The organism is Brochothrix thermosphacta DSM 20171 = FSL F6-1036 (assembly GCF_036884295.1).
GTDB lineage: Bacteria > Bacillota > Bacilli > Lactobacillales > Listeriaceae > Brochothrix > Brochothrix thermosphacta.
In genome coordinates this window covers 159280-185586 of record NZ_CP145608.1, presented here as the reverse complement: position 1 = coordinate 185586, position 26307 = coordinate 159280, and the positions used below count along the sequence as shown (strand labels likewise).

15 protein-coding genes, 2 tRNA genes and 7 rRNA genes are annotated in these 26307 nt (G+C 41.5%); 2 read left to right on the top strand and 22 right to left on the bottom strand.

Translation table 11 applies throughout. The annotated features are described in order from the left end of the window. Window positions 1–37: 37 nt before the first annotated feature. The 6 genes from rho to V6S17_RS00925 form a co-directional block, all read right to left on the bottom strand. Window positions 38–1312 carry a transcription termination factor Rho gene (gene rho / locus V6S17_RS00950; protein WP_029090890.1) on the bottom strand — a complete coding sequence of 425 codons (1275 nt, stop codon included), beginning with the start codon at window positions 1310–1312 and terminating at the stop codon, window positions 38–40. A 22-nt stretch (window positions 1313–1334) separates the two neighbouring features. Continuing rightward, on the bottom strand, window positions 1335–2603 hold the full coding sequence (locus tag V6S17_RS00945) for a UDP-N-acetylglucosamine 1-carboxyvinyltransferase (protein WP_029090891.1): 1269 nt from the start codon (window positions 2601–2603) through the stop codon (window positions 1335–1337). 272 nt (window positions 2604–2875) lie between these two features. Beyond that, the gene (locus V6S17_RS00940; RefSeq protein WP_029090892.1) at window positions 2876–4477 is read right to left on the bottom strand and encodes a CTP synthase; all 1602 of its coding nucleotides are present in this window, start codon (window positions 4475–4477) and stop codon (window positions 2876–2878) included. A 220-nt stretch (window positions 4478–4697) separates the two neighbouring features. Continuing rightward, a complete protein-coding gene (gene rpoE, locus V6S17_RS00935) occupies window positions 4698–5204 on the bottom strand; it encodes a DNA-directed RNA polymerase subunit delta (RefSeq protein ID WP_029090893.1) in 507 nt (168 codons plus the stop codon). Between the two features lie 292 nt (window positions 5205–5496). Beyond that, complete coding sequence (gene argS / locus V6S17_RS00930) at window positions 5497–7173, bottom strand: arginine--tRNA ligase (protein ID WP_029090894.1); 1677 nt, start codon at window positions 7171–7173, stop codon at window positions 5497–5499. Further along, window positions 7163–7621 (bottom strand): DUF1934 domain-containing protein, encoded by a 459-nt coding sequence (locus V6S17_RS00925; RefSeq protein ID WP_051457465.1) that lies wholly within the window; start codon window positions 7619–7621, stop codon window positions 7163–7165. The genes argS and V6S17_RS00925 overlap by 11 nt, the downstream gene beginning before the upstream one ends. 201 nt (window positions 7622–7822) lie before the next feature. On the opposite strand from V6S17_RS00925, the gene V6S17_RS00920 reads away from it, so the two are divergent. Next, window positions 7823–8008, top strand: a complete 186-nt coding sequence (locus tag V6S17_RS00920; protein WP_029090895.1) for a 2-hydroxymuconate tautomerase — start codon at window positions 7823–7825, stop codon at window positions 8006–8008. Between the two features lie 68 nt (window positions 8009–8076). Here V6S17_RS00920 and V6S17_RS00915 read toward each other — a convergent pair whose 3' ends face one another. From V6S17_RS00915 to V6S17_RS00885, 7 genes are all read right to left on the bottom strand, one after another. Then, window positions 8077–8481 (bottom strand): hypothetical protein, encoded by a 405-nt coding sequence (locus tag V6S17_RS00915; protein ID WP_029090896.1) that lies wholly within the window; start codon window positions 8479–8481, stop codon window positions 8077–8079. A gap of 12 nt (window positions 8482–8493) precedes the next feature. Beyond that, window positions 8494–9804 (bottom strand): HD domain-containing protein, encoded by a 1311-nt coding sequence (locus V6S17_RS00910; protein ID WP_029090897.1) that lies wholly within the window; start codon window positions 9802–9804, stop codon window positions 8494–8496. A gap of 20 nt (window positions 9805–9824) precedes the next feature. Next, window positions 9825–10643 (bottom strand): lipoate--protein ligase family protein, encoded by an 819-nt coding sequence (locus V6S17_RS00905; protein WP_029090898.1) that lies wholly within the window; start codon window positions 10641–10643, stop codon window positions 9825–9827. Between the two features lie 201 nt (window positions 10644–10844). After that, window positions 10845–11828, bottom strand: a complete 984-nt coding sequence (gene argF / locus V6S17_RS00900) for an ornithine carbamoyltransferase (RefSeq protein ID WP_036026868.1) — start codon at window positions 11826–11828, stop codon at window positions 10845–10847. 156 nt (window positions 11829–11984) lie between these two features. Continuing rightward, the gene (locus V6S17_RS00895) at window positions 11985–12242 is read right to left on the bottom strand and encodes a hypothetical protein (protein ID WP_036026879.1); all 258 of its coding nucleotides are present in this window, start codon (window positions 12240–12242) and stop codon (window positions 11985–11987) included. A 152-nt stretch (window positions 12243–12394) separates the two neighbouring features. Continuing rightward, entirely contained in the window at window positions 12395–12739 is a 345-nt protein-coding gene (locus V6S17_RS00890) for a YxeA family protein (protein WP_029090901.1), read from the bottom strand. Between the two features lie 105 nt (window positions 12740–12844). Further along, entirely contained in the window at window positions 12845–13696 is an 852-nt protein-coding gene (locus V6S17_RS00885; protein ID WP_029090902.1) for a VOC family protein, read from the bottom strand. A 147-nt stretch (window positions 13697–13843) separates the two neighbouring features. On the opposite strand from V6S17_RS00885, the gene V6S17_RS00880 reads away from it, so the two are divergent. After that, the gene (locus tag V6S17_RS00880) at window positions 13844–14986 is read left to right on the top strand and encodes an amidohydrolase (protein ID WP_029090903.1); all 1143 of its coding nucleotides are present in this window, start codon (window positions 13844–13846) and stop codon (window positions 14984–14986) included. Between the two features lie 50 nt (window positions 14987–15036). On the opposite strand, the gene V6S17_RS00875 is transcribed toward V6S17_RS00880, so the two are convergent. The 9 genes from V6S17_RS00875 to rrf (V6S17_RS00835) form a co-directional block, all read right to left on the bottom strand. After that, window positions 15037–15109: transfer RNA gene (locus tag V6S17_RS00875), tRNA-Thr, on the bottom strand. A 48-nt stretch (window positions 15110–15157) separates the two neighbouring features. Then, window positions 15158–15230: transfer RNA gene (locus tag V6S17_RS00870), tRNA-Asn, on the bottom strand. A 6-nt stretch (window positions 15231–15236) separates the two neighbouring features. Beyond that, window positions 15237–15352 (bottom strand): 5S ribosomal RNA (gene rrf, locus V6S17_RS00865). Window positions 15353–15597: 245 nt separating this feature from the next. Further along, window positions 15598–18526, bottom strand: a 23S ribosomal RNA gene (locus tag V6S17_RS00860). 325 nt (window positions 18527–18851) lie between these two features. Continuing rightward, window positions 18852–20399 (bottom strand): 16S ribosomal RNA (locus V6S17_RS00855). A 222-nt stretch (window positions 20400–20621) separates the two neighbouring features. After that, window positions 20622–20737 (bottom strand): 5S ribosomal RNA (gene rrf / locus V6S17_RS00850). 256 nt (window positions 20738–20993) lie between these two features. After that, window positions 20994–23922 (bottom strand): 23S ribosomal RNA (locus V6S17_RS00845). 325 nt (window positions 23923–24247) lie between these two features. Next, window positions 24248–25795 (bottom strand): 16S ribosomal RNA (locus tag V6S17_RS00840). Window positions 25796–26017: 222 nt separating this feature from the next. Then, a 5S ribosomal RNA gene (rrf, locus tag V6S17_RS00835) occupies window positions 26018–26133 on the bottom strand. The 16S, 23S and 5S rRNA genes sit together here with 2 tRNA genes alongside, the layout of an rRNA operon. Between the last annotated feature and the right edge of the window lie 174 nt (window positions 26134–26307).

The window sequence follows — 26307 nt, the reverse complement described above, 5'->3', positions numbered from 1 at the left end:
ACCAAAGCTGAAATTATAAAATTAAAATCCCACGTAATTATTTCTTTTTTTGTTCTTGTTTCGCTATGTATTCGAAAAAATCCTCATTTGTTTTGGTTTGTTTTATGTATTTAATAAAGCGATTTGTTAGCTCTAAATTATCGCCTTGAGCTGGCATCGCTTTACGGATTTTCCATAAACGTTCCAATTTATCCTTAGAAAGTAATAAATCCTCTCTACGAGTACCCGAAGATCTAATATCAACGGCTGGGAAGATACGCCGTTCTGATAATTGACGCGACAGATGTAACTCCATATTACCCGTCCCTTTAAACTCCTCGTAAATAATATCATCCATCCGTGAACCGGTATCAATTAGGGCTGTAGCGACAATTGTCAAACTGCCACCCTCTTCGATATTACGCGCTGCTCCAAAAAAGCGCTTCGGACGATGGAACGCAGCCGGATCAATTCCGCCTGATAATGTTCTACCACTCGGTGGGACAACAAGATTATAGGCACGCGCTAAGCGTGTAATACTATCCATTAGAATAATAACATCACGCTTTTGTTCCACTAATCGTTTAGCACGCTCCAAAACCAATTCTGCAATTCGCACATGATTTTCAGGCACTTCATCAAAAGTCGAACTCACCACTTCAGCATTAACTGATCGTTCAATATCTGTTACTTCTTCAGGTCGTTCATCAATTAATAGCATAATTAACTCCGCCTTGGGATGGTTAATACTAATAGCATTCGCAATTTTTTTCAACAACATTGTTTTCCCAGCTTTAGGCTGTGCAACAATCAAGCCACGTTGGCCAAAACCAATCGGCGCCACCAAATCAATCAAACGCGCGGATACATCTTCTGGCGAAGACTCCAGGTTCATATGACGATCAGGATATAGGGCTTTTAGCGCCGGAAAATGTACACGATCTTTTGCTACTTCAGGATTTTCACCATTCACAGAAACAACTTTCAATAAACCTGCATAACGTTCATTTTCTTTAGGTGCCCTGACTTTCCCTTGTACCTTATCTCCATTACGTAATTCAAAACGGCGGATTTGTGATGCAGAAATATAAATATCTGCTGAACTTGGTGCATAATTAATCGGACGCAAGAACCCAAATCCTTCTGAGGCGATGATATCTAGAACGCCTTCCATGAATGCAAAACCATCATTTTCAACATTCACTTTAATAATTTCTAAAATAAGCTCTCTTTTAGATAACTTACTAAAATTTGATAACTTTAACGATTTCGCAACTGAATAAAGCTCTTTTAGCGTCTGCCTCTCCAATTGCGCCATTGACATCTCTGCCATTTCATTCACACCTTTATCTATTTTATTTATGCGACGTTCGCTCAATTTCCGCACCTAAACCTTGTAATTTTTCAATAATATTAGAGTAGCCACGTTCAATATGGCTGACTTCTTGAATAATTGTTTCACCAGATGCAATCAAACCTGCAGTAACAAGCGCAGCACCTGCTCTTAAATCCGAAGCAGTAACAACTGTTCCACTAAGTGTTGCAGCCTCTTTTACGATCGCTGTTCGACCTTCGACATATATATGCGCGCCCATACGATTCAATTCATCGACCTGTTTAAAACGTGCAGAATAAATGTTATCAGTAACAACAGAAGCGCCATCAGCTTGTGTTAATAACGTCACAAATGGTTGCTGCAAATCTGTCGGAAATCCAGGATATGTCATCGCTTGAATATCAACAGGTTGTAACAATTCCTCATGCGGTTTCACAATAACGTAATCCTCACCCAATTCAAGCGGCACATTCATCTCTAGCAACTTAGCAACAAGCGGTTCAAGATGCTCTAGGATAACATTGTCAATTTGCACATGACCATTTGTAGCAGCAGCCATAATCATATATGTTCCCGCTTCAATACGATCAGGGATAACAACATGACGACAAGAGTGAAGGTAATCCACTCCTACAATACGGATACGATCCGTCCCTGCTCCAACAATACGTGCACCCATTTGATTTAATAAGGATGCCACATCTACAATTTCAGGTTCCTTCGCTGCATTTTCAATCACTGTTTGCCCCTCTGCTTTAACAGCAGCTAGCATTAGATTAATTGTCGCACCCACACTTGCAGTATCTAAATACATACGGTTACCTAACATTTTTTCAGCACGCAAATAAATGGCACCCTGTTCATTCGTTACTTTTGCACCCAGTGCCTCGAAACCTTTAATATGCTGATCAATCGGTCGGGGTCCAAGATAGCAGCCACCCGGTAAACCGACAACAGCTTCATTAAAACGACCCAACATTGCTCCCATCAGATAATAAGAAGCACGTAATTTTTTCACATTACCTTCCGGCAACGGCATAGAAACCATTGCTCGAGGATCAATCTCAAAAGTACCTGGTGCTAATTCGGTGACAGTTCCACCAATTTCTGACAAAATTTCAAACAAAGTATGTGTATCTGATATATCTGGTACGCCTTCCAAAATAACGGGTTCATCACCTAAAATCAAAGCAGGTATTAACGCAACCGCACTGTTTTTCGATCCATCTATTTTTACTTTTCCATTTAATGGTTTGCCACCCTTAATTTTAAATACATCTGTTGTCATAGGTTACTCCTTTAAATTAATTTTCATATCATATCGCTAGGTCACTTTTTTTATGGAATCTCACTCTATTGTTGTAGACATTCTGCCTTTATATCTTAACGAATGATGTAAGTATAGCATTATACCCATCTTTATAATTAACTTTAGTATAACATCATACGATTACTTTGTATTTTAATTACTATTCTTTATTGGTATTTATATGTTTCAAAAAAAAGACAAAAAAAGCAACTGTCTCATTTTTGGTAATGAGACAATCACTTTCCGTTATATTATTTAGTTTTAATAGATGCTGCGATAAAATCTGCAAACAAACCTTGAGGACGATTAGGACGAGAAACGAATTCCGGATGGAATTGCGCTGCTATGAACCAAGGATGATTTTCAAGTTCGACAATTTCAACAAGACGACCGTCCGGTGAAACACCTGAGAAGATCATACCTGCTTCTTCAAGTTGCTCACGATACGTGTTATTGAATTCATAACGGTGACGGTGACGTTCTTCGACTTCTGTTACATTGCCATAAGCAGCAGCCGTTTTTGTTCCCGCTTTAAGAACACTTGGATAAAGACCTAAACGAAGCGTTCCACCCAAATCTTCAACACCATTTTGATCTGGTAACAATGCAATAATTGGATGTTTTGTTTCAGGATCAATCTCTGCTGAATTAGCACCCTCCAAACCAACTACATGACGTGCGTATTCAATTGTTGCTAATTGCATACCTAAACAAATACCGAAGAACGGAATTTTATTTTCACGTGCGTATTTTATTGTTTGAATTTTACCTTCGATACCTCGATCACCAAAACCACCTGGAACTAAAATACCATCAGCTTTACCTAATACCTCGGCAACATTTTCAGCAGTGATATCTTCTGCTTGTACCCAATCAATATTTATTTTAGCATCATGACTATAACCCGCATGACGAAGCGCTTCTGCTACTGATAAATAAGCATCTTGCAAACTTACATACTTACCTACTAACGCGATATTAACTTCTTTAGACAGATTCTGAACTTTAGCCGCCAAAGCGCCCCACTCTTCCATGTTCGCTTCTGGTGCATCAATATTTAACTTATCACAAACAATTTGATCTAAGTTTTGTTTTTGTAACGCTAACGGAATTTCATATAATGTCGGTGCATCAATACACTCAATAACTTCTTCTTTTTTAATATCACAGAACATCGCTAATTTTTCACGCATGCTTTCTGTAATCGGACGATCTGCACGCACAACAATAATATTTGGTTGGATTCCTAAACTACGCAGCTCTTTAACACTATGTTGTGTTGGTTTTGTTTTCATTTCACCTGCAGCTTTGATATAAGGAATCAAAGTAGTATGCAAGTATAAAATGTTTTCTGAACCCACTTCTGTTTTAATTTGTCGAATGGCTTCAATAAATGGTAACGATTCAATATCACCAACAGTACCACCAATTTCCGTGATAACAATATCCGCTTTTGTTAAGCGACTCGCGCGATAAACACGGTCTTTAATTTCATTTGTAATATGCGGGATAACTTGAACTGTTCCGCCCAAATAATCGCCACGGCGTTCTTTTTTCAATACTTCTGAATAAATTTTACCAGTTGTTACATTGCTGTTTTGATTAAGGTTAATATCAATAAAACGCTCATAATGCCCTAAATCAAGGTCAGTTTCCGCACCATCATCAGTTACAAATACTTCACCATGTTGATAAGGACTCATTGTCCCTGGATCCACATTAATATAAGGGTCAAATTTTTGAATAGTGACACTTAATCCTCGGTTCTTTAATAATCTCCCTAAAGATGCGGCTGTGATTCCTTTTCCAATAGACGAAACCACGCCTCCTGTTACAAAAATATACTTCGTCACGTTCGTTTCCTCCTTTGAATTATCGCTATAAATCGGCGAATTTTTACTGTTACTGTCAGGTTGCTTACCTCGTGTTAAAAAAGATAAAGTGCCCCCGTTACTTAATAAAAAAAGTAAGGGAGCACTTCGTTACGATTACTTATTTGTCCTTAATTTAATGTAAGGAGCCCAAAAAGAATAATACCGAAAAATATTTAATTCGTCAAGTGATTATACGATATTAAATTTCATCTTTATCATCGACAATTGTCAATTCGCCTTCAATACCGTCTGGCAAGTGATCTTTTAAGTCACCATCGATATCGTCATCATCTGCATTTTTATCAGATAATACGATTGGTTCTTCACCAAGTTCAGGTTCTTTTTCTTCGAAGTCTTCTTCTTCATCTTCGATTTCGTCAACTTCAGCAACTGCTGCTTTTTTACGACGTTTTTTAGGTTTCGCTAACTCTTGAACCTCTTCATCGATTGCATCTAATGGATACCAATCGCGTAAGCCCCATGTGTTATGTCCTAATGAGATAAATGTTCCAGCAGTATTCAAATCTGTATAGAATTGAACTAAACGCTCTTGCATTTCCGTTTGGCTCATCCCTTTAAATTCACTCATAACAGTCGTGAGGTCTTTAAATGGCATAACTTCTTTTTTCTCATCTAAAATGTGATACGCAAGTTCTATCAACGACATTTCTTGGCGTTGTTCATCCGTCAAATGATTCAAGATCAAAATCGACACGTCCTTTCAAATTTACATCTACCAATGTTTGTTACCGCGCTAAATTAAAACGCACAAATATAGGGCTTTAACCATAATTTGCCTATTTTATACAATATAAATCTAATTCTACTACATTATGACTATTTTTTCAACAAATCCCAACTCAAAACAAACAGTAGTACACTGAGTAGCATTATCGGGATTGATCCGAGCATTTTATCGTACACAAAATAGAGCGTAATACTAAACGCAATAAACAAAACAAGCCAAATAATGCTTTTTTTCACCCTAATCACCTCAATTACATTTTTTCAGGTGCAGAAACGCCAATCAATGATAATGCATTTTGTAATGTAATACGAACCGCTTCACAAAGAGCTAAACGCGCTTTTGATTGTGCAATATTTTCCACATCAATTACGTGCGAATGGTTATAAAAACGGTGGAATGTGCTTGCTAAATCATGTAAGTAACGTGTAATACGTTGTGGTGCGCGTTTTTTAGCTGCTTCAATTACGACACTGTGGTAATCACCAAGCATTTTCAATACAGCAAGTTCACTTTCATTTTCAAGAAGTGATGCATCATAATCAGCATAACCGCCAACAATACCTTTTTCAGCTGCTGAAGAAAGCATACGACAAATACGTGCATGAGCATATTGCACATAAAAGACAGGGTTTTCACTTGATTGTGATGTTGCTAAATCTAAATCGAAATCTAAATGAGTATCACTTGAACGCATTGCAAAATAATAACGCGCAGCATCTAATCCAACCATATCAACTAAATCACGCATAGTCACTGATTTACCAGTACGCTTACTCATCTTAACAATTTCGTCGCCCTTCATTAAACGAACTAATTGAATAATTTGGACTTCAAACTGATCCGCGTTATAACCTAGCGCTTGAATTGCCCCATTCATACGCGCGATATACCCATGATGATCCGCTCCCCAAACATCAATTAATGTATCGAAGCCGCGATCAAATTTATTTTTATGGTAGGCAATATCTGGGAACAGATAAGTGTAACTACCATCTGACTTAATTAACACACGGTCTTTATCATCGCCAAATTCAGTTGATTTAAACCAAGTTGCTCCACCTTCTTCAAAGATACGACCACTTTTTTTCATAACATCCAACGTCGGCAATACTTTGTTATCATCATATAACGTTTGTTCCGAGAACCACGTATCAAAATTAACGCGGAAATCGCTCAAATCTTTTTTCAATTTAGCTAATTCATATGCCAAACCTTCTTCACGGAAAACGCGACGACGTTCTTCTAATTTATCTTCGCCAATAAATTGATCGCCATATTTATCAACCAATTGTTGAGCTAACGTTAAAATATCTTGTCCGCGATAACCATCTTCTGGAAATTCCCATTCAACATTTAACACCTCATGATAACGCGCTTCAGTTGAAAGTACGAGATTCATAATTTGATTACCCGCATCATTGATATAATACTCACGTGATACATCAAAGCCAGCTTTATTCATGATGTTGGCTAACGAGTCACCGATAGCTGCGCCACGTCCATGACCTAAATGTAAATCACCTGTTGGATTTGCCGAAACGAACTCAATCAACACACGTTCTTTTTCACCAAATTCACTTTGTCCATAGGCATCTTTTTCAGTAATGATTTGTGAAACTAATTCTGTTAAATACGCATTGTTTAATGTGAAATTAATAAAGCCTGGTCCTGCAATATCTACTTTTTCAATATTCAACGCCTCTGTATCTAACTTTTCAACCAAAGCTTCTGCAATTGCACGTGGCGCTTTTTTTGCGACTCTTGCTAACTGCATCGCAATGTTAGTTGCAAAATCACCATGTGTTTTGTCCTTAGGTGTATCTAATATAATCGACGGCATATTTTCAGCATCAGTTAATCCTGCTGCAATAACTGCGTCAGCAATCCCTTGACGAATCGCTGCTTCTTTTTGTAACTTAATACTCATTCGTTATTTCCTCCTCAATTCTAAATTTCATTTGAAATGTTCCCATACTATGCTGTCCATCTTCGCTGTGTAAGTCATAATGCAGTTCTATTTGATAGATACGATCTGTCACTTGTTTACGATGAATCATTGTTCGTTTGGTTGCCAAACGCATTTTACCTTGACTCGTCTCATAGGTCCCAACAGATGTTGTTTCAGGTACTAGTGGTAAATTCATATTGATTGCTCCTCGTCGGATAATCAACGCACGATCGGCCATCAACTTAATAGTTGTACGCACCTCGTTACCGTCCATATACTCATTGTATCGCAAATATAGTGTGGCACCATCTTCATAAACACTGCCTTCAAAGAATTGTGCGACTTTCTCTTCCTGTTCACCTGTTATTTCAGTTACAAGATTAATTTTCACAGGTTGTCGCTTCATTTCATTGTTTTTATTTGTCATATTATCGACTCCTTCTAAAAACAATACCATATGCCATTTTATCACAAATAAATGGTTTTTTGATTGTTTCTTGCAATTTAAATTCATATACCAGTTAAAGCTTTCATTTATTTATGAAAATAATTCTTTTTTGTGAATCGCTATATTTTTTCTTTCAATTGGCGTATATTTAAGTTATCACATATTACAGGAGGTACTCTAATGCCCATCGTAACAATCAAACTACTTGAAGGACGTTCAATCGAACAAAAACGAGCGCTTGTAAAAGAAGTAACTGAAGCTATTTCTCGCACTGCTAATGCCCCAAAAGAAAACATCCATATTATTTTGGAAGATATGGCTAAATCAGATTATGCCACTGAAGGCGTATTGAAAAGCGATATCTAAACCGCTTCAAGCTTTATCTGCTCACCAATTGAACAAATATTAACTACTATCCTCGGATAGTAGTTTTTTTATGCGTTGCGTATTAAGCGGCGTAATACACCTAACAATAGGGCTGTCTGTTGGACAATCACTTCATCTGATAATCGTTCACCTGTGTTTTCTAATAATTGTAATAACGTCATCATATCGTCAACAGCTAATGTAACGTGTTGTTTTTGTTTTGTAGCCAGCCAGCTGGATGTCCAAATACTTATCGTCTGTAATCGCTCTCTAATTGGCAGTTGCTGCAGTGTTTGTTCCAAGTTTGCAAAAGTATTTTCTGCTATTGTTACAGGCTTGGTTGTATCTGTTCGTTTCTGTTCAACGAGCCATACTTCTTGTTCTTCTTGGTACTTTGGATCCATACGTAAACCACGCAAGGTATTTACATTACTGATTTTCCCGTAACTCAAGGGAGTTGTTTTCTTTTTCATAACTACCGCCTCTTATAATTTTGATCTTTTATGTGCTGAAATAAGCTTTTTAATAGCTATCATTTGTTTTTCAGTGGCCTTTGTCTCTATATCTTCTGGATAGAATATTTTTATATCAGTCTTAGTTTTACCACTGATTGCTTTGACAATGGGTGAACATTCAGACAGTTCCATTAATGTATTATCTTTTTGTTTTATCGTGATAGGTAACCGTTGATTCTTACCTGGTCGATATAAATCATAGGGTAAATCACTTGAAGAATGGATTTGTATATAATACTCAGGATTATACCCAACTTCTTGATAGAGCTGACGCAATTTTTCATAAAAAACACTATCTGTATCTGGATCATAATCACAGTATTTAAAAAGTTTCCTGTTCATATAACGTGAACATAAATCCCTCAATATCGAGTCTTCCTCTTCTTGCCAAATTAAGAAATGATAACGCATGACATCATCATCTAACTTCAAATAATCTGCTAAAGATACTGTGCGCTCAAAGAAAGGAATTAACAAAAATAGCTCATGTTTAAATTGATAACCTTTCAAATATAATGCCTTTGCTCGTCTAAATATTTGGTTAACAATCACTTCCGCGCTGCGTGTTACCGGATGAAAATATACCTGCATGTACATTTGGTAACGGCTCATCACATGATCTTCGACAGCGTGCATTCCTTTTTCTTCTATCACAACTGTATTGCCAAAAGGCATCATCACACGTAAAATACGCTCGATATCAAAGGTGCCATAACTAACACCCGTAAAATAAGCATCCCTCAGTAAATAATCCATCCGATCGGCATCAATCTGACTGGATATCAAGTTAACAATCACTTGATTTTCATACGATTTATCAATTACCTTGGCAACTTTCATCGGAAAATCAGCATTGATTTGTGATAATATCTGGTTGACTTCAGTATGTGGATCTAAAATAATCTTTTTTGTGTATTCCTCATGATCTGTATCAAAAACAGCTTCAAATGTATGCGAAAAAGGACCATGTCCAACATCATGTAAAAGGGCAGCTGATAAAGCAACCAGATACTCTTCTGTATCTTTAGTGATAGCCCAACCATTCGTATTTTCACGAATACCTAATATGCGGCGCATGATTTCATAAACACCTAAAGAATGCGTGAATCTACTATGTTCTGCTGTCGGAAATGTTAAATTAGTCATTCCTAATTGCTTAACACGACGTAATCTTTGCATTTCTTTTGTTTGAATCAACGACCAAATCAAAGTATCCTGAACATGGATATAACGATGAATCGGATCTTTAATGACTTTTTCATCCTTTAATTTATTAATCATGCCCTCACCTCTCTTGGTATTTAATAGTCAACAATCGCTTGATTTCGTTTCTTTAATCGTTCCATAAAATAGGGCAACCGTGCATATTCTTCCTCTGTTAAGGGTATCTCACTTGTTTGCATCAACGTTAACAATCGTTGGTTGACGTCTTCTAAGCTAAGAGGGATTGCTAATAAATCACTTAATGTACTCATCACTTCATTTTTCACAACTGGGTATTGAATACGCGTTTCTTCTCCCTTTTTCCCAATGGCATAAAAGTCACGAATTAAATCTGCACGTTGCGCCTGATCACCGTTTACACTTAAATAGATTTGCACTGCAATTGCACCATTTGCACGACGTTGTGAAATGCCTGCAAACTTTTTACCATTGATACTTAAATCATAACTCCCTGGGCAATATGAGTGTACAATTTCTTTAGCTTCAATTTCCACTGGAAAATCAGCGAACATCTCTGAAATCAAGGCTTTCATTGCCTCATAGCCATCATCTATACTGATAGACTCCTTTGGCTCATTAAGGATTAACGATAAATTATAGACACCTTCATCCAATACAACAGCCAAACCACCCGAATGGCGCATTACCACATCATAACCTGACTCTTTTAGAAACTGCACTGCTTCTTTAAAATAAGGCAGTCTTTGATCTTGAATACCTACAACAATCGTTTTAGGATGACACCACGAACGAAGTAATCCTGACATCCCCATTTCTTTGCTGATACTTTCACTTAAAACGTCATCAGTTGCAAATGAATACAGGGCCGATTCAGTTGATAAAGGAGCAGCTTGATTTATCCAACGCCACTCTTGTATACCCGTTAACAAGCTCATAACACATCTTCCTTTTCTCTTTTTTCAATAAGTTTATTATACCACGAGCCTTATAACTAGTAACTTTTTTACATTATTCTCAAAAAAAAGAACCTTTTCAAAAGATTCTTTTTTAACCCTAGTAAAACCAAGACTCAATGATTTTACAAATAACAATCATATTCTATTACATTTCCCGTAGTATATACGCATAATAAACCGTTATAATTGATGATAACTCGCAACCATAATCGCCTTAATTGTATGCATCCGATTTTCAGCCTGATCAAAAACCAATGAATCCTTCGAACGGAAAACAGCATCAGTAACTTCCAGTTCTGCTAGACCATAACTATGATACACTTCTTTTCCTACTTCAGTTTCCAAATCATGAAAAGCAGGTAGACAATGAAGAAACACGCTTTTTTTACCGGTAGCTGTCATCAGCGCTTCATTTACTTGATAGTTTTTCAGAAGTTTAATACGCTCTTCATACTGATTTTCTTCCCCCATGGAGACCCAAACATCTGTATAAATAGCATCCGCACCCTTAACATCTTCTATGTTATCTGAAACAAAATAGGTTGCTCCAGATATCTGTGAACATTGCTGTGCGATATCGACAATGTTTGCTGCTGGCTGTAATTGTTTTGGTGCAATTATAACAACATTAACGCCTACTTTAAGACAACCGATGGTTAAGCTATTAGCGACATTATTACGTCCATCTCCTACAAAACACACCGTGAGACCTTTTAAATACCCAAAATGTTCTTTTAGAGTCAATAGATCTGCGAACATTTGTGTTGGATGCCATTCATCAGTCAAACCATTCCAAACAGGTACGCCTGAATGTTGCGCTAAACCGTCTACGACAGATTGTTTAGCCCCACGATATTCAATCCCATCGAACATGCGACCTAATACTTTTGCTGTATCTTCTAACGATTCTTTGGTCCCAAATTGAATATCAGCTTTGCCTAAAAATTCTGGAAAAGCGCCTAAATCATTAGCCGCGACAGTGAATGCCGCACGAGTTCGCGTTGAAGTTTTTTCGAATAACAAAGCAATATTTTTACCTGCTAATAACTGGGGACGTTTCCCTGCTTTTTTTTGAGCTTTTAATTTAAAAGCAAGGTCTAGTATGGTTAATATTTCTTTCTCTGTCAGTAAATTATCTGCTGTTAATGAATTCAATGTCGGCATTTATACTAACCACCTTTTATTTCATTTATTTTATTTATTATATCTTAAAATGAATATTTATACAACTTGATTGTATTTTTATTAGTTTTCACGTACAAAAAAGACTACTGAATTAAAACAATAGTCTTGCGTTTTACTATGTAAGTCTGTGGATTGTTAATTTGATGTTTCTTTGAAATCGTAAGGTCGATATTTCTTTCTAAGTGCAGCTTGTTCAATTCGTCTTTTTTCAATATCTGATCTAAAATAGAGTTTAACACTGCCCTTTTGCACTTGTTCGATTTTATTTCGGAGCACAAGTGAATAGAGCGCTTGTTTGGTGATTTGTAATGTATCTAAGACTTCCTGGGTAGATAAAAACTCATTGTCTAAAATTTCTAACAATTCATTGCGTTTCCACTTTTTCTTAACCATTATAAGCGCCTCCCTAAAAACATATTTTAACCATATAACGAAAAATAACACCTTGAAAAATATTACTTATCCTTATTCTACACTATAAACACTACAAAAAGAACAGATTTTTAGAATTGTTTTCAAAAATCTGTTCTTTGTAAAATATATATCTATTTTAGCGGAGCTTTTGCTTTGTCTGGGATATCTTTAAATTGTACTTCTTCATATGTTTTAACACCGCTTTTGTGTTTAAATTCACTGACCTTTAAATAATGATTAAGTTTAAGTGGTCTCTCTAAATTGCCATTAAACGCCATTACTTTTTTTGTGCCGTCCTCATCATAACCATTCAATTCATATGCATAGGAAGTGTACGTTTCATTATCAGCTTTTGTCACAACTTTTTTACCTTCATTTGTAATTTTCACATAATAATCATTCGTTTGTCCCATATACCAATTATAGCCACCAAAAAGTAGTACGGCTAGTATTAATACACCTAAAAAATATTTCATTTATTTATCGCTCCTTCTTACCTATAGTATCTACCATCAACTATACATAAAAAAGTACGCGGCAACCATCGATGAATCTTACAAAAAATCTACCCAAAGTGACATTTACGTACGCTTAGAACTTTGCTCTAATTTTATTGTTATTCCATTAGGATCAACAACAAATACACCTGCAGCTTTATTATTAATTGTATAACCTCCAGCTACTAATTTCGCTATGATTTGCTCACGATTATCAAATATCATCGTATAGTAAATCAAACCAACATCTTCAGTTAAACGTGGGTCTAATTGATGTCCAATCCAATTGTTAGTTGCTATTTGATGATGATATAAACCTCGGGACATAAATAAAGCACGCGGTATTAAAGTTTTAATATCAAAATTCAGAATTTCATGATAAAATTTACGACTTTCGGCAATATCACTTACTTGTAAATGGACATGTCCTACAATTGTGCCCTTTGGCATACCATCCCAAAATGGTTCTTTAATCTCTGTTAACAAATCATTAACATCGACTGCATTCGTTGCAGATGTAATCATGCCACTTTCACTTATATCCCACGTATCATAAGGACGATCTGCATAAATTTCAATGCCATTTCCATCAGGATCATTCAAATAAAAAGCCTCGCTGTATAAATGATCACCTGCACCACCAATTTCAAAGTTATTGGTTGCCATATGGTACACAAATTGAGCAAGTGCTTCACGTGTGGGTAGTAAAATTGCAACATGATATAAGCCCGCATGATCCGTATTAGAATTATTGGTTGCACCCTCTACTAATCTAATAAGTGGCATAGTATCCTCACTTATTCCCAAATCAGTATAATTTTCATTCTCAGATAATACAGTTAAACCAAGCGTATTTTTATAAAAATCGACAGCTCTTTTTAAATTAGTTATGTTTAAAGCTACTGTTCCTAATTGCATATCACTTTGATAGTTCATATTAATCGACTCCCTTTAATTACTATAACTCTATTAAAACATATTCCGTCTTCTTTGTCTAACTAAAAGTAAGTAAGTTACTAATTGTTAAATTTGATTTTTATTATTTTACAGATTAATATTAATATCATCTAGAGGAGGCTTACAATGACAACATTTGAAACTTATTTAATTGATTTCCGACATGAATTACATCAACATCCTGAAATTTCTAAACAAGAATTTGAAACTACCAGACGTATTCGTGAGCAACTAATTGCACACAATATCGATATTCTACCTCTTTCTATGCCAACAGGGATTATTGCTGAGATAAAAGGTGATTTACCTGGTCCAGTCATTGCATTGCGCGGTGATATAGATGCTCTACCCATTGAAGAGGAAAGTAATATCTCTTTTCGCTCATTAAATAAAGGTGCAATGCATGCTTGTGGACACGATTTACATACAACAGTTCTATTAGGTGCGGCAATCCGTCTGTCACAATTAAAAGATAAAATAAAAGGCACTATCCGTTTTATTTTCCAACCCGGCGAAGAAATTGCCTATGGTGCTGCTGAGATGTTAAAAACACATCTTCTAGACGATGTATCTGCTATTTTTGGCTGGCATAATGATCCAGAGCTCCCAATTGGAACAGTTGCAAGTGCTCATGGCCCTGTTACTGCTTCAGTCGATGCCTTTGACATAAAAATAACGGGTAAAGGTTCACATGCTGCTAAACCAAATGAAGGTAATGATCCCTTTATTATAGCAGCACAAGTTCTTACTGCCTTTCAAACAATTATTAGTCGCTACCTTCCATCACAAACAAATGCGGTAGTGAGTATTACTCAAATGCACGGTGGGAACAATAGAAATGTAATTCCTGAAACAGTCAGTCTCAGTGGCACCGTTCGTGCATTTGATCCCGCAATTGTTGAAACCATAAAAAAACGTATGTCTCAAATATTAGCTGGATTAGCCGTCACAAACGATGCAAAAATCGATTTAGAATGGGTAGAAGAATTTTCACCAGCAACAAATAACAACCCAGAATTAACCGATTTCGCAACATTAGTTGCTTCTGAATCTGGTTTTTCAACAACCTCAATGTCCCCATTATCTATAGGTGAAGATTTTGCGAATTTCCAACTTCAAATACCAGGAGCCTTCGTTTTCATTGGTTCTGGTGGACCTTACGCGCTACATCATCCCAAGTTTGAAGCTGACGATAAAATACTCTTACCTATTGTAAACTACTTTACTAGCCTTGCTTTACAAGCACCGAACTTTATTGCAAACAAATAAGAAAGAGGATCACTATCGTATGATAGTGATCCTCTTATATGTATAATAGAAGCCATTTGCCGGGATCGAACCGGCGACCTCATCCTTACCATGGATGCGCTCTACCAACTGAGCTAAAACGGCATTATACAAAATTAGAGCACAACTAAGTTGCACTCTAATTTCTAAATACTCCGCAAGTAGGGCTCGAACCTACGACAACACGATTAACAGTCGTGTGCTCTACCAACTGAGCTATTGCGGATAATTGGCTTGGCAACGTCCTACTCTCACAGGGGGAAACCCCCAACTACCATCGGCGCTAAAGAGCTTAACTACTGTGTTCGGGATGGGAACAGGTGTATCCTCTTTGCTATCGTCACCAAACAGTTTTTAAATTCTACCTAAGCTTCGCTTTTCTTCGTTGTCTTCTTCCTCTCAATCGTCACATACCATAAGTATGTTCCTCAATCGATTCATAAACGCCTAGAACAACTTGCTTATCTAAAATTTATTATTGCTTGGATAATATGAAATTATCAAGAGAATTTGCACTCTCAAAACTGAATACTTATTGATATAGAAAGAATTTGCGACAACCAATCGTCATTTTCGCTTTTTTAAAAATTAATAAGGTTAAGTCCTCGACCTATTAGTATTCGTCCGCTCCATACATTGCTGTACTTCCACTCCGAACCTATCAACCTGATCGTCTCTCAGGGGTCTTACTCACATAAAGTGATGGGAAATCTCATCTCGAGGGGGGCTTCACGCTTAGATGCTTTCAGCGTTTATCCCTTCCACACATAGCTACCCAGCGATGCTCCTGGCGGAACAACTGGTACACCAGCGGTGTGTCCATCCCGGTCCTCTCGTACTAAGGACAGCTCCTCTCAAATTTCCTGCGCCCGCGACGGATAGGGACCGAACTGTCTCACGACGTTCTGAACCCAGCTCGCGTACCGCTTTAATGGGCGAACAGCCCAACCCTTGGGACCGACTACAGCCCCAGGATGCGATGAGCCGACATCGAGGTGCCAAACCTCCCCGTCGATGTGGACTCTTGGGGGAGATAAGCCTGTTATCCCCGGGGTAGCTTTTATCCGTTGAGCGATGGCCCTTCCATGCGGAACCACCGGATCACTAAGCCCGACTTTCGTCCCTGTTCGACTTGTAGGTCTCACAGTCAAGCTCCCTTGTGCCTTTACACTCTGCGAATGATTTCCAACCATTCTGAGGGAACCTTTGGGCGCCTCCGTTACTCTTTAGGAGGCGACCGCCCCAGTCAAACTGCCCATCTGACACTGTCTCCCACCCCGATAAGGGGTGCGGGTTAGAATGGTCATGTCACAAGGGTAGTATCCCACCAACGCCTCCTCCGAAGCTAGCGCTCCGGAATCTAAGGCTCCTACCTATCCTGTACAAGTGACACAAACATTCAATATCAGATTGCAGTAAAGCTCCACGGGGTCTTTCCGTCCTGTCGCGGGTAACCTGCATCTTCACAGGTACTATAATTTCACCGAGTCTCTTGTTGAGACAGTGCCCAAATCGTTACACCTTTCGTGCGGGTCGGAACTTACCCGACAAGGAATTTCGCTACCTTAGGACCGTTATAGTTACGGCCGCCGTTTACTGGGGCTTCAATTCGCACCTTCGCTTGCGCTAAGCACTCCTCTTAACCTTCCAGCACCGGGCAGGTGTCAGCCCATATACGTCATCTTACGATTTTGCATAGACCTGTGTTTTTGGTAAACAGTCGCTTGGGCCTATTCACTGCGGCTCTCTCAGGCTTTCACCTTAATAGAGCACCCCTTCTCCCGAAGTTACGGGGTCATTTTGCCGAGTTCCTTAACAAGAGTTCTCTCGCTCACCTTAGGATTCTCTCCTCATCTACCTGTGTCGGATTGCGGTACGGGCAGTCATTAACTAACTAGAGGCTTTTCTTGGCAGTGTGGAATCAGAACCTACGGCACTAGGTGCCACCACATCACAACTCAGCTTACACGGAAAGCGGATTTGCCTACTTCCCTGCCTAATTGCTTGTACATGCATATCCATCAGCATGCGTTCGTATCCTCCTGCGTCCCCCCATCGCTCAAACATTAATGACTGGTACAGAAATATCAATCTGTTGTCCATCGCCTACGCCTATCGGCCTCAGCTTAGGTCCCGACTAACCCTGGGCGGACGAGCCTTCCCCAGGAAACCTTAGATATTCGGTGGACGGGATTCTCACCCGTCTTTCGCTACTCATACCGGCATTCTCACTTCTAAGCACTCCACCAGTCCTCTCGGTCTGACTTCACTGTCCTTAGAACGCTCTCCTACCACGGACATCTTAGATGTCCATCCACAGTTTCGGTAATACGTTTAGCCCCGGTACATTTTCGGCGCGGTGTCACTCGACTAGTGAGCTATTACGCACTCTTTAAATGGTGGCTGCTTCTGAGCCAACATCCTAGTTGTCTAAGCAATACTACATCCTTTTCCACTTAACGTATATTTAGGGACCTTAACTGGTGGTCTGGGCTGTTTCCCTCTCGACAATGGATCTTATCACTCACTGTCTGACTCCCGAGTATAAGTCGATGGCATTCGGAGTTTATCTGAATTCAGTAACCCTAGATGGGCCCCTAGTTCAAACAGTGCTCTACCTCCATGACTCTCAACCTCGAGGCTAGCCCTAAAGCTATTTCGGAGAGAACCAGCTATCTCCAGGTTCGATTGGAATTTCTCCGCTACCCACACCTCATCCCCGCAATTTTCAACTTACGTGGGTTCGGACCTCCAGTAAGTTTTACCTTACCTTCATCCTGGACATGGGTAGATCACCTGGTTTCGGGTCTACGCCTACTAACTAATTCGCCCTATTCAGACTCGCTTTCGCTGCGGCTCCGTCTTATCAACTTAACCTTGCTAGTAAACGTAACTCGCCGGTTCATTCTACAAAAGGCACGCTATCACCCATTAACGGGCTTTAACTACTTGTAGGCACACGGTTTCAGGAACTATTTCACTCCCCTTCCGGGGTTCTTTTCACCTTTCCCTCACGGTACTGGTACACTATCGGTCACTAGGGAGTATTTAGCCTTACGGGATGGTCCCCGTGGATTCCGACGGGATTTCTCGTGTCCCGCCGTACTCAGGATCCACTCTGGAGAGAAACGCTTTTCGTTTACGGGACTGTTACCCTCTTTGGTTAACCTTTCCAGGTTACTCAACTAAACGTTTCTTTTGTAACTCCGTGTAGAGTGTCCTACAACCCCAAAGAGCAAGCTCTTTGGTTTGGGCTGTTTCCGTTTCGCTCGCCGCTACTTAGGAAATCGATTTTTCTTTCTCTTCCTGCAGGTAATAAGATGTTTCAGTTCCCTGCGTCTGCCGTCAACAACCTATGTATTCAGTTGAAGACACTATGCGATCAAGCATAGTAGGTTTCCCCATTCGGAAATCTCTGGATCAAAGCTTACGTACAGCTCCCCAAAGCATATCGGTGTTAGTCCCGTCCTTCATCGGCTCCTAGTGCCAAGGCATTCACCGTGCGCCCTTTCTAACTTAACCTTCAGGTTTACAATGTCTTTCGATGTAAGATGACTCCTACACTTCAATGGTTGTATTCCTTTACCTTGCCTCCGAAGAGGCAAAGTTCGACATGATGAACACATGTCTGGTTGATCGTGCGATACGATCTGATGATTATAAATCACCTAAAATGAGTCTCGGTTGTTACTTGGTCTTTCTATTTAATATCAATTAGTATTCAGTTTTCAAAGAACAAATTTTTATAGAGAAGATTGACTTCTCAAAACTAAATGAACGCTAGACATAACATATAACAATTAATTTGTAACATTATCACATCCGAAGATGTGTTCCTATTCCTTAGAAAGGAGGTGATCCAGCCGCACCTTCCGATACGGCTACCTTGTTACGACTTCACCCCAATTATCTATCCCACCTTAGACGGCTAGCTCCCGAAGGTTACCAAACCGGCTTTGGGTGTTACAAACTCTCGTGGTGTGACGGGCGGTGTGTACAAGGCCCGGGAACGTATTCACCGTAGCATGCTGATCTACGATTACTAGCGATTCCGGCTTCATGCAGGCGAGTTGCAGCCTGCAATCCGAACTGAGAATAATTTTATGGGATTGGCTCCACCTCGCGGCTTCGCGACCCTTTGTATTATCCATTGTAGCACGTGTGTAGCCCAGGTCATAAGGGGCATGATGATTTGACGTCATCCCCACCTTCCTCCGGCTTACACCGGCAGTCACTTTAGAGTGCCCAACTAAATGCTGGCAACTAAAATCAAGGGTTGCGCTCGTTGCGGGACTTAACCCAACATCTCACGACACGAGCTGACGACAACCATGCACCACCTGTCACTTTGTCCCCGAAGGGAAAGTTCTGTCTCCAGAATGGTCAAAGGATGTCAAGACCTGGTAAGGTTCTTCGCGTTGCTTCGAATTAAACCACATGCTCCACCGCTTGTGCGGGCCCCCGTCAATTCCTTTGAGTTTCAACCTTGCGGTCGTACTCCCCAGGCGGAGTGCTTAATGCGTTAACTGCAGCACTAAGGGGCGGAAACCCCCTAACACTTAGCACTCATCGTTTACGGCGTGGACTACCAGGGTATCTAATCCTGTTTGCTCCCCACGCTTTCGCGCCTCAGCGTCAGTAACAGACCAGAGAGCCGCCTTCGCCACTGGTGTTCCTCCAAATATCTACGCATTTCACCGCTACACTTGGAATTCCACTCTCCTCTTCTGTCCTCAAGTCTCCCAGTTTCCAATGACCCTCCCCGGTTGAGCCGGGGGCTTTCACATCAGACTTAAGAGACCGCCTGCGCGCGCTTTACGCCCAATAATTCCGGACAACGCTTGCCACCTACGTATTACCGCGGCTGCTGGCACGTAGTTAGCCGTGGCTTTCTGGTTAGATACCGTCAAGGGGTGAACAGTTACTCTCACCCATGTTCTTCTCTAACAACAGAGCTTTACGACCCGAAGGCCTTCTTCGCTCACGCGGCGTTGCTCGGTCAGACTTTCGTCCATTGCCGAAGATTCCCTACTGCTGCCTCCCGTAGGAGTTTGGGCCGTGTCTCAGTCCCAATGTGGCCGATCACCCTCTCAGGTCGGCTATGGATCGTCGCCTTGGTAAGCCATTACCTTACCAACTAGCTAATCCAGCGCGGGTCCATCTCACAGTGACAGCCGAAACCGTCTTTCACTTGAACATCTTATGATGTTCAGCACATTCGGTATTAGCATCGATTTCTCGATGTTATCCCCAGCTGTGAGGCAGGTTACCCACGTGTTACTCACCCGTCCGCCACTAACTTCAAAAGAGCAAGCTCTTTATCCGTTCGTTCGACTTGCATGTATTAGGCACGCCGCCAGCGTTCGTCCTGAGCCAGGATCAAACTCTCGTTAAAAAGTGATAGTGTTTAAACCATCAAATGATCCTTAACTAGTTCGCTAGCTAAAAATTTGTTACTTGTTTGCGTTACGAAATTAATTGGTTAAACTCCGAAGAGTTTAAGCATATAATATGTCTTTTCGTTCATTCAGTTTTCAAAGGTCAATCGCTGATTGAACAGCTATTTAATCTTACCATGTTTAGCGATCAATGTCAAGCATAAATCACATGATAGATTGCTTGGCAACGTCCTACTCTCACAGGGGGAAACCCCCAACTACCATCGGCGCTAAAGAGCTTAACTACTGTGTTCGGGATGGGAACAGGTGTATCCTCTTTGCTATCGTCACCAAACGTTTTTTGATGCCATTCTCTTAGTAAGCTGTGTATTTCGTTGTTGTCTTATCGTCTCAATTGTCACATACCATAAGTATGCTCCTCAATCGACTCAAAGCCGTCTAGAAATCCTTCGCTTCATAAGTGAATTCATCTCACTTGCTTGGATAATATGAAATTATCAAGAGAATTTGCACTCTCAAAACTGAATACTTATTGATATAGAAAGAATTTGCGACAACCAATCGTCATTTTCGCTTTTTTAAAAATTAATAAGGTTAAGTCCTCGACCTATTAGTATTCGTCCGCTCCATACATTGCTGTACTTCCACTCCGAACCTATCAACCTGATCGTCTCTCAGGGGTCTTACTCACATAAAGTGATGGGAAATCTCATCTCGAGGGGGGCTTCACGCTTAGATGCTTTCAGCGTTTATCCCTTCCACACATAGCTACCCAGCGATGCTCCTGGCGGAACAACTGGTACACCAGCGGTGTGTCCATCCCGGTCCTCTCGTACTAAGGACAGCTCCTCTCAAATTTCCTGCGCCCGCGACGGATAGGGACCGAACTGTCTCACGACGTTCTGAACCCAGCTCGCGTACCGCTTTAATGGGCGAACAGCCCAACCCTTGGGACCGACTACAGCCCCAGGATGCGATGAGCCGACATCGAGGTGCCAAACCTCCCCGTCGATGTGGACTCTTGGGGGAGATAAGCCTGTTATCCCCGGGGTAGCTTTTATCCGTTGAGCGATGGCCCTTCCATGCGGAACCACCGGATCACTAAGCCCGACTTTCGTCCCTGTTCGACTTGTAGGTCTCACAGTCAAGCTCCCTTGTGCCTTTACACTCTGCGAATGATTTCCAACCATTCTGAGGGAACCTTTGGGCGCCTCCGTTACTCTTTAGGAGGCGACCGCCCCAGTCAAACTGCCCATCTGACACTGTCTCCCACCCCGATAAGGGGTGCGGGTTAGAATGGTCATGTCACAAGGGTAGTATCCCACCAACGCCTCCTCCGAAGCTAGCGCTCCGGAATCTAAGGCTCCTACCTATCCTGTACAAGTGACACAAACATTCAATATCAGATTGCAGTAAAGCTCCACGGGGTCTTTCCGTCCTGTCGCGGGTAACCTGCATCTTCACAGGTACTATAATTTCACCGAGTCTCTTGTTGAGACAGTGCCCAAATCGTTACACCTTTCGTGCGGGTCGGAACTTACCCGACAAGGAATTTCGCTACCTTAGGACCGTTATAGTTACGGCCGCCGTTTACTGGGGCTTCAATTCGCACCTTCGCTTGCGCTAAGCACTCCTCTTAACCTTCCAGCACCGGGCAGGTGTCAGCCCATATACGTCATCTTACGATTTTGCATAGACCTGTGTTTTTGGTAAACAGTCGCTTGGGCCTATTCACTGCGGCTCTCTCAGGCTTTCACCTTAATAGAGCACCCCTTCTCCCGAAGTTACGGGGTCATTTTGCCGAGTTCCTTAACAAGAGTTCTCTCGCTCACCTTAGGATTCTCTCCTCATCTACCTGTGTCGGATTGCGGTACGGGCAGTCATTAACTAACTAGAGGCTTTTCTTGGCAGTGTGGAATCAGAACCTACGGCACTAGGTGCCACCACATCACAACTCAGCTTACACGGAAAGCGGATTTGCCTACTTCCCTGCCTAATTGCTTGTACATGCATATCCATCAGCATGCGTTCGTATCCTCCTGCGTCCCCCCATCGCTCAAACATTAATGACTGGTACAGAAATATCAATCTGTTGTCCATCGCCTACGCCTATCGGCCTCAGCTTAGGTCCCGACTAACCCTGGGCGGACGAGCCTTCCCCAGGAAACCTTAGATATTCGGTGGACGGGATTCTCACCCGTCTTTCGCTACTCATACCGGCATTCTCACTTCTAAGCACTCCACCAGTCCTCTCGGTCTGACTTCACTGTCCTTAGAACGCTCTCCTACCACGGACATCTTAGATGTCCATCCACAGTTTCGGTAATACGTTTAGCCCCGGTACATTTTCGGCGCGGTGTCACTCGACTAGTGAGCTATTACGCACTCTTTAAATGGTGGCTGCTTCTGAGCCAACATCCTAGTTGTCTAAGCAATACTACATCCTTTTCCACTTAACGTATATTTAGGGACCTTAACTGGTGGTCTGGGCTGTTTCCCTCTCGACAATGGATCTTATCACTCACTGTCTGACTCCCGAGTATAAGTCGATGGCATTCGGAGTTTATCTGAATTCAGTAACCCTAGATGGGCCCCTAGTTCAAACAGTGCTCTACCTCCATGACTCTCAACCTCGAGGCTAGCCCTAAAGCTATTTCGGAGAGAACCAGCTATCTCCAGGTTCGATTGGAATTTCTCCGCTACCCACACCTCATCCCCGCAATTTTCAACTTACGTGGGTTCGGACCTCCAGTAAGTTTTACCTTACCTTCATCCTGGACATGGGTAGATCACCTGGTTTCGGGTCTACGCCTACTAACTAATTCGCCCTATTCAGACTCGCTTTCGCTGCGGCTCCGTCTTATCAACTTAACCTTGCTAGTAAACGTAACTCGCCGGTTCATTCTACAAAAGGCACGCTATCACCCATTAACGGGCTTTAACTACTTGTAGGCACACGGTTTCAGGAACTATTTCACTCCCCTTCCGGGGTTCTTTTCACCTTTCCCTCACGGTACTGGTACACTATCGGTCACTAGGGAGTATTTAGCCTTACGGGATGGTCCCCGTGGATTCCGACGGGATTTCTCGTGTCCCGCCGTACTCAGGATCCACTCTGGAGAGAAACGCTTTTCGTTTACGGGACTGTTACCCTCTTTGGTTAACCTTTCCAGGTTACTCAACTAAACGTTTCTTTTGTAACTCCGTGTAGAGTGTCCTACAACCCCAAAGAGCAAGCTCTTTGGTTTGGGCTGTTTCCGTTTCGCTCGCCGCTACTTAGGAAATCGATTTTTCTTTCTCTTCCTGCAGGTAATAAGATGTTTCAGTTCCCTGCGTCTGCCGTCAACAACCTATGTATTCAGTTGAAGACACTATGCGATCAAGCATAGTAGGTTTCCCCATTCGGAAATCTCTGGATCAAAGCTTACGTACAGCTCCCCAAAGCATATCGGTGTTAGTCCCGTCCTTCATCGGCTCCTAGTGCCAAGGCATTCACCGTGCGCCCTTTCTAACTTAACCTTCAGGTTTACAATGTCTTTCGATGTAAGATGACTCCTACACTTCAATGGTTGTATTCCTTTACCTTGCCTCCGAAGAGGCAAAGTTCGACATGATGAACACATGTCTGGTTGATCGTGCGATACGATCTGATGATTATAAATCACCTAAAATGAGTCTCGGTTGTTACTTGGTCTTTCTATTTAATATCAATTAGTATTCAGTTTTCAAAGAACAAATTTTTATAGAGAAGATTGACTTCTCAAAACTAAATGAACGCTAGACATAACATATAACAATTAATTTGTAACATTATCACATCCGAAGATGTGTTCCTATTCCTTAGAAAGGAGGTGATCCAGCCGCACCTTCCGATACGGCTACCTTGTTACGACTTCACCCCAATTATCTATCCCACCTTAGACGGCTAGCTCCCGAAGGTTACCAAACCGGCTTTGGGTGTTACAAACTCTCGTGGTGTGACGGGCGGTGTGTACAAGGCCCGGGAACGTATTCACCGTAGCATGCTGATCTACGATTACTAGCGATTCCGGCTTCATGCAGGCGAGTTGCAGCCTGCAATCCGAACTGAGAATAATTTTATGGGATTGGCTCCACCTCGCGGCTTCGCGACCCTTTGTATTATCCATTGTAGCACGTGTGTAGCCCAGGTCATAAGGGGCATGATGATTTGACGTCATCCCCACCTTCCTCCGGCTTACACCGGCAGTCACTTTAGAGTGCCCAACTAAATGCTGGCAACTAAAATCAAGGGTTGCGCTCGTTGCGGGACTTAACCCAACATCTCACGACACGAGCTGACGACAACCATGCACCACCTGTCACTTTGTCCCCGAAGGGAAAGTTCTGTCTCCAGAATGGTCAAAGGATGTCAAGACCTGGTAAGGTTCTTCGCGTTGCTTCGAATTAAACCACATGCTCCACCGCTTGTGCGGGCCCCCGTCAATTCCTTTGAGTTTCAACCTTGCGGTCGTACTCCCCAGGCGGAGTGCTTAATGCGTTAACTGCAGCACTAAGGGGCGGAAACCCCCTAACACTTAGCACTCATCGTTTACGGCGTGGACTACCAGGGTATCTAATCCTGTTTGCTCCCCACGCTTTCGCGCCTCAGCGTCAGTAACAGACCAGAGAGCCGCCTTCGCCACTGGTGTTCCTCCAAATATCTACGCATTTCACCGCTACACTTGGAATTCCACTCTCCTCTTCTGTCCTCAAGTCTCCCAGTTTCCAATGACCCTCCCCGGTTGAGCCGGGGGCTTTCACATCAGACTTAAGAGACCGCCTGCGCGCGCTTTACGCCCAATAATTCCGGACAACGCTTGCCACCTACGTATTACCGCGGCTGCTGGCACGTAGTTAGCCGTGGCTTTCTGGTTAGATACCGTCAAGGGGTGAACAGTTACTCTCACCCATGTTCTTCTCTAACAACAGAGCTTTACGACCCGAAGGCCTTCTTCGCTCACGCGGCGTTGCTCGGTCAGACTTTCGTCCATTGCCGAAGATTCCCTACTGCTGCCTCCCGTAGGAGTTTGGGCCGTGTCTCAGTCCCAATGTGGCCGATCACCCTCTCAGGTCGGCTATGGATCGTCGCCTTGGTAAGCCATTACCTTACCAACTAGCTAATCCAGCGCGGGTCCATCTCACAGTGACAGCCGAAACCGTCTTTCACTTGAACATCTTATGATGTTCAGCACATTCGGTATTAGCATCGATTTCTCGATGTTATCCCCAGCTGTGAGGCAGGTTACCCACGTGTTACTCACCCGTCCGCCACTAACTTCAAAAGAGCAAGCTCTTTATCCGTTCGTTCGACTTGCATGTATTAGGCACGCCGCCAGCGTTCGTCCTGAGCCAGGATCAAACTCTCGTTAAAAAGTGATAGTGTTTAAACCATCAAATGATCCTTAACTAGTTCGCTAGCTAAAAATTTGTTACTTGTTTGCGTTACGAAATTAATTGGTTAAACTCCGAAGAGTTTAAGCATATAATATGTCTTTTCGTTCATTCAGTTTTCAAAGGTCAATCGCTGATTGAACAGCTATTTAATCTTACCATGTTTAGCGATCAATGTCAAGCATAAATCACATGATAGATTGCTTGGCAACGTCCTACTCTCACAGGGGGAAACCCCCAACTACCATCGGCGCTAAAGAGCTTAACTACTGTGTTCGGGATGGGAACAGGTGTATCCTCTTTGCTATCGTCACCAAACGTTTTTTGATGCCATTCTCTTAGTAAGCTGTGTATTTCGTTGTTGTCTTATCGTCTCAATTGTCACATACCATAAGTATGCTCCTCAATCGACTCAAAGCCGTCTAGAAATCCTTCGCTTCATAAGTGAATTCATCTCACTTGCTTGGATAATATGAAATTATCAAGAGAATT

Coding starts and splice junctions, on each gene's coding strand:
- rho (WP_029090890.1), bottom strand. CDS start 1,312: ATGGCAGAGATGTCAATGGCGCAATTGGAGAGGCAGACGCTAAAAGAG.
- V6S17_RS00945 (WP_029090891.1), bottom strand. CDS start 2,603: ATGACAACAGATGTATTTAAAATTAAGGGTGGCAAACCATTAAATGGA.
- argS (WP_029090894.1), bottom strand. CDS start 7,173: ATGAGTATTAAGTTACAAAAAGAAGCAGCGATTCGTCAAGGGATTGCT.
- V6S17_RS00925 (WP_051457465.1), bottom strand. CDS start 7,621: ATGACAAATAAAAACAATGAAATGAAGCGACAACCTGTGAAAATTAAT.
- V6S17_RS00920 (WP_029090895.1), top strand. CDS start 7,823: ATGCCCATCGTAACAATCAAACTACTTGAAGGACGTTCAATCGAACAA.
- V6S17_RS00915 (WP_029090896.1), bottom strand. CDS start 8,481: ATGAAAAAGAAAACAACTCCCTTGAGTTACGGGAAAATCAGTAATGTA.
- V6S17_RS00910 (WP_029090897.1), bottom strand. CDS start 9,804: ATGATTAATAAATTAAAGGATGAAAAAGTCATTAAAGATCCGATTCAT.
- V6S17_RS00905 (WP_029090898.1), bottom strand. CDS start 10,643: ATGAGCTTGTTAACGGGTATACAAGAGTGGCGTTGGATAAATCAAGCT.
- argF (WP_036026868.1), bottom strand. CDS start 11,828: ATGCCGACATTGAATTCATTAACAGCAGATAATTTACTGACAGAGAAA.
- V6S17_RS00895 (WP_036026879.1), bottom strand. CDS start 12,242: ATGGTTAAGAAAAAGTGGAAACGCAATGAATTGTTAGAAATTTTAGAC.
- V6S17_RS00890 (WP_029090901.1), bottom strand. CDS start 12,739: ATGAAATATTTTTTAGGTGTATTAATACTAGCCGTACTACTTTTTGGT.
- V6S17_RS00885 (WP_029090902.1), bottom strand. CDS start 13,696: ATGAACTATCAAAGTGATATGCAATTAGGAACAGTAGCTTTAAACATA.
- V6S17_RS00880 (WP_029090903.1), top strand. CDS start 13,844: ATGACAACATTTGAAACTTATTTAATTGATTTCCGACATGAATTACAT.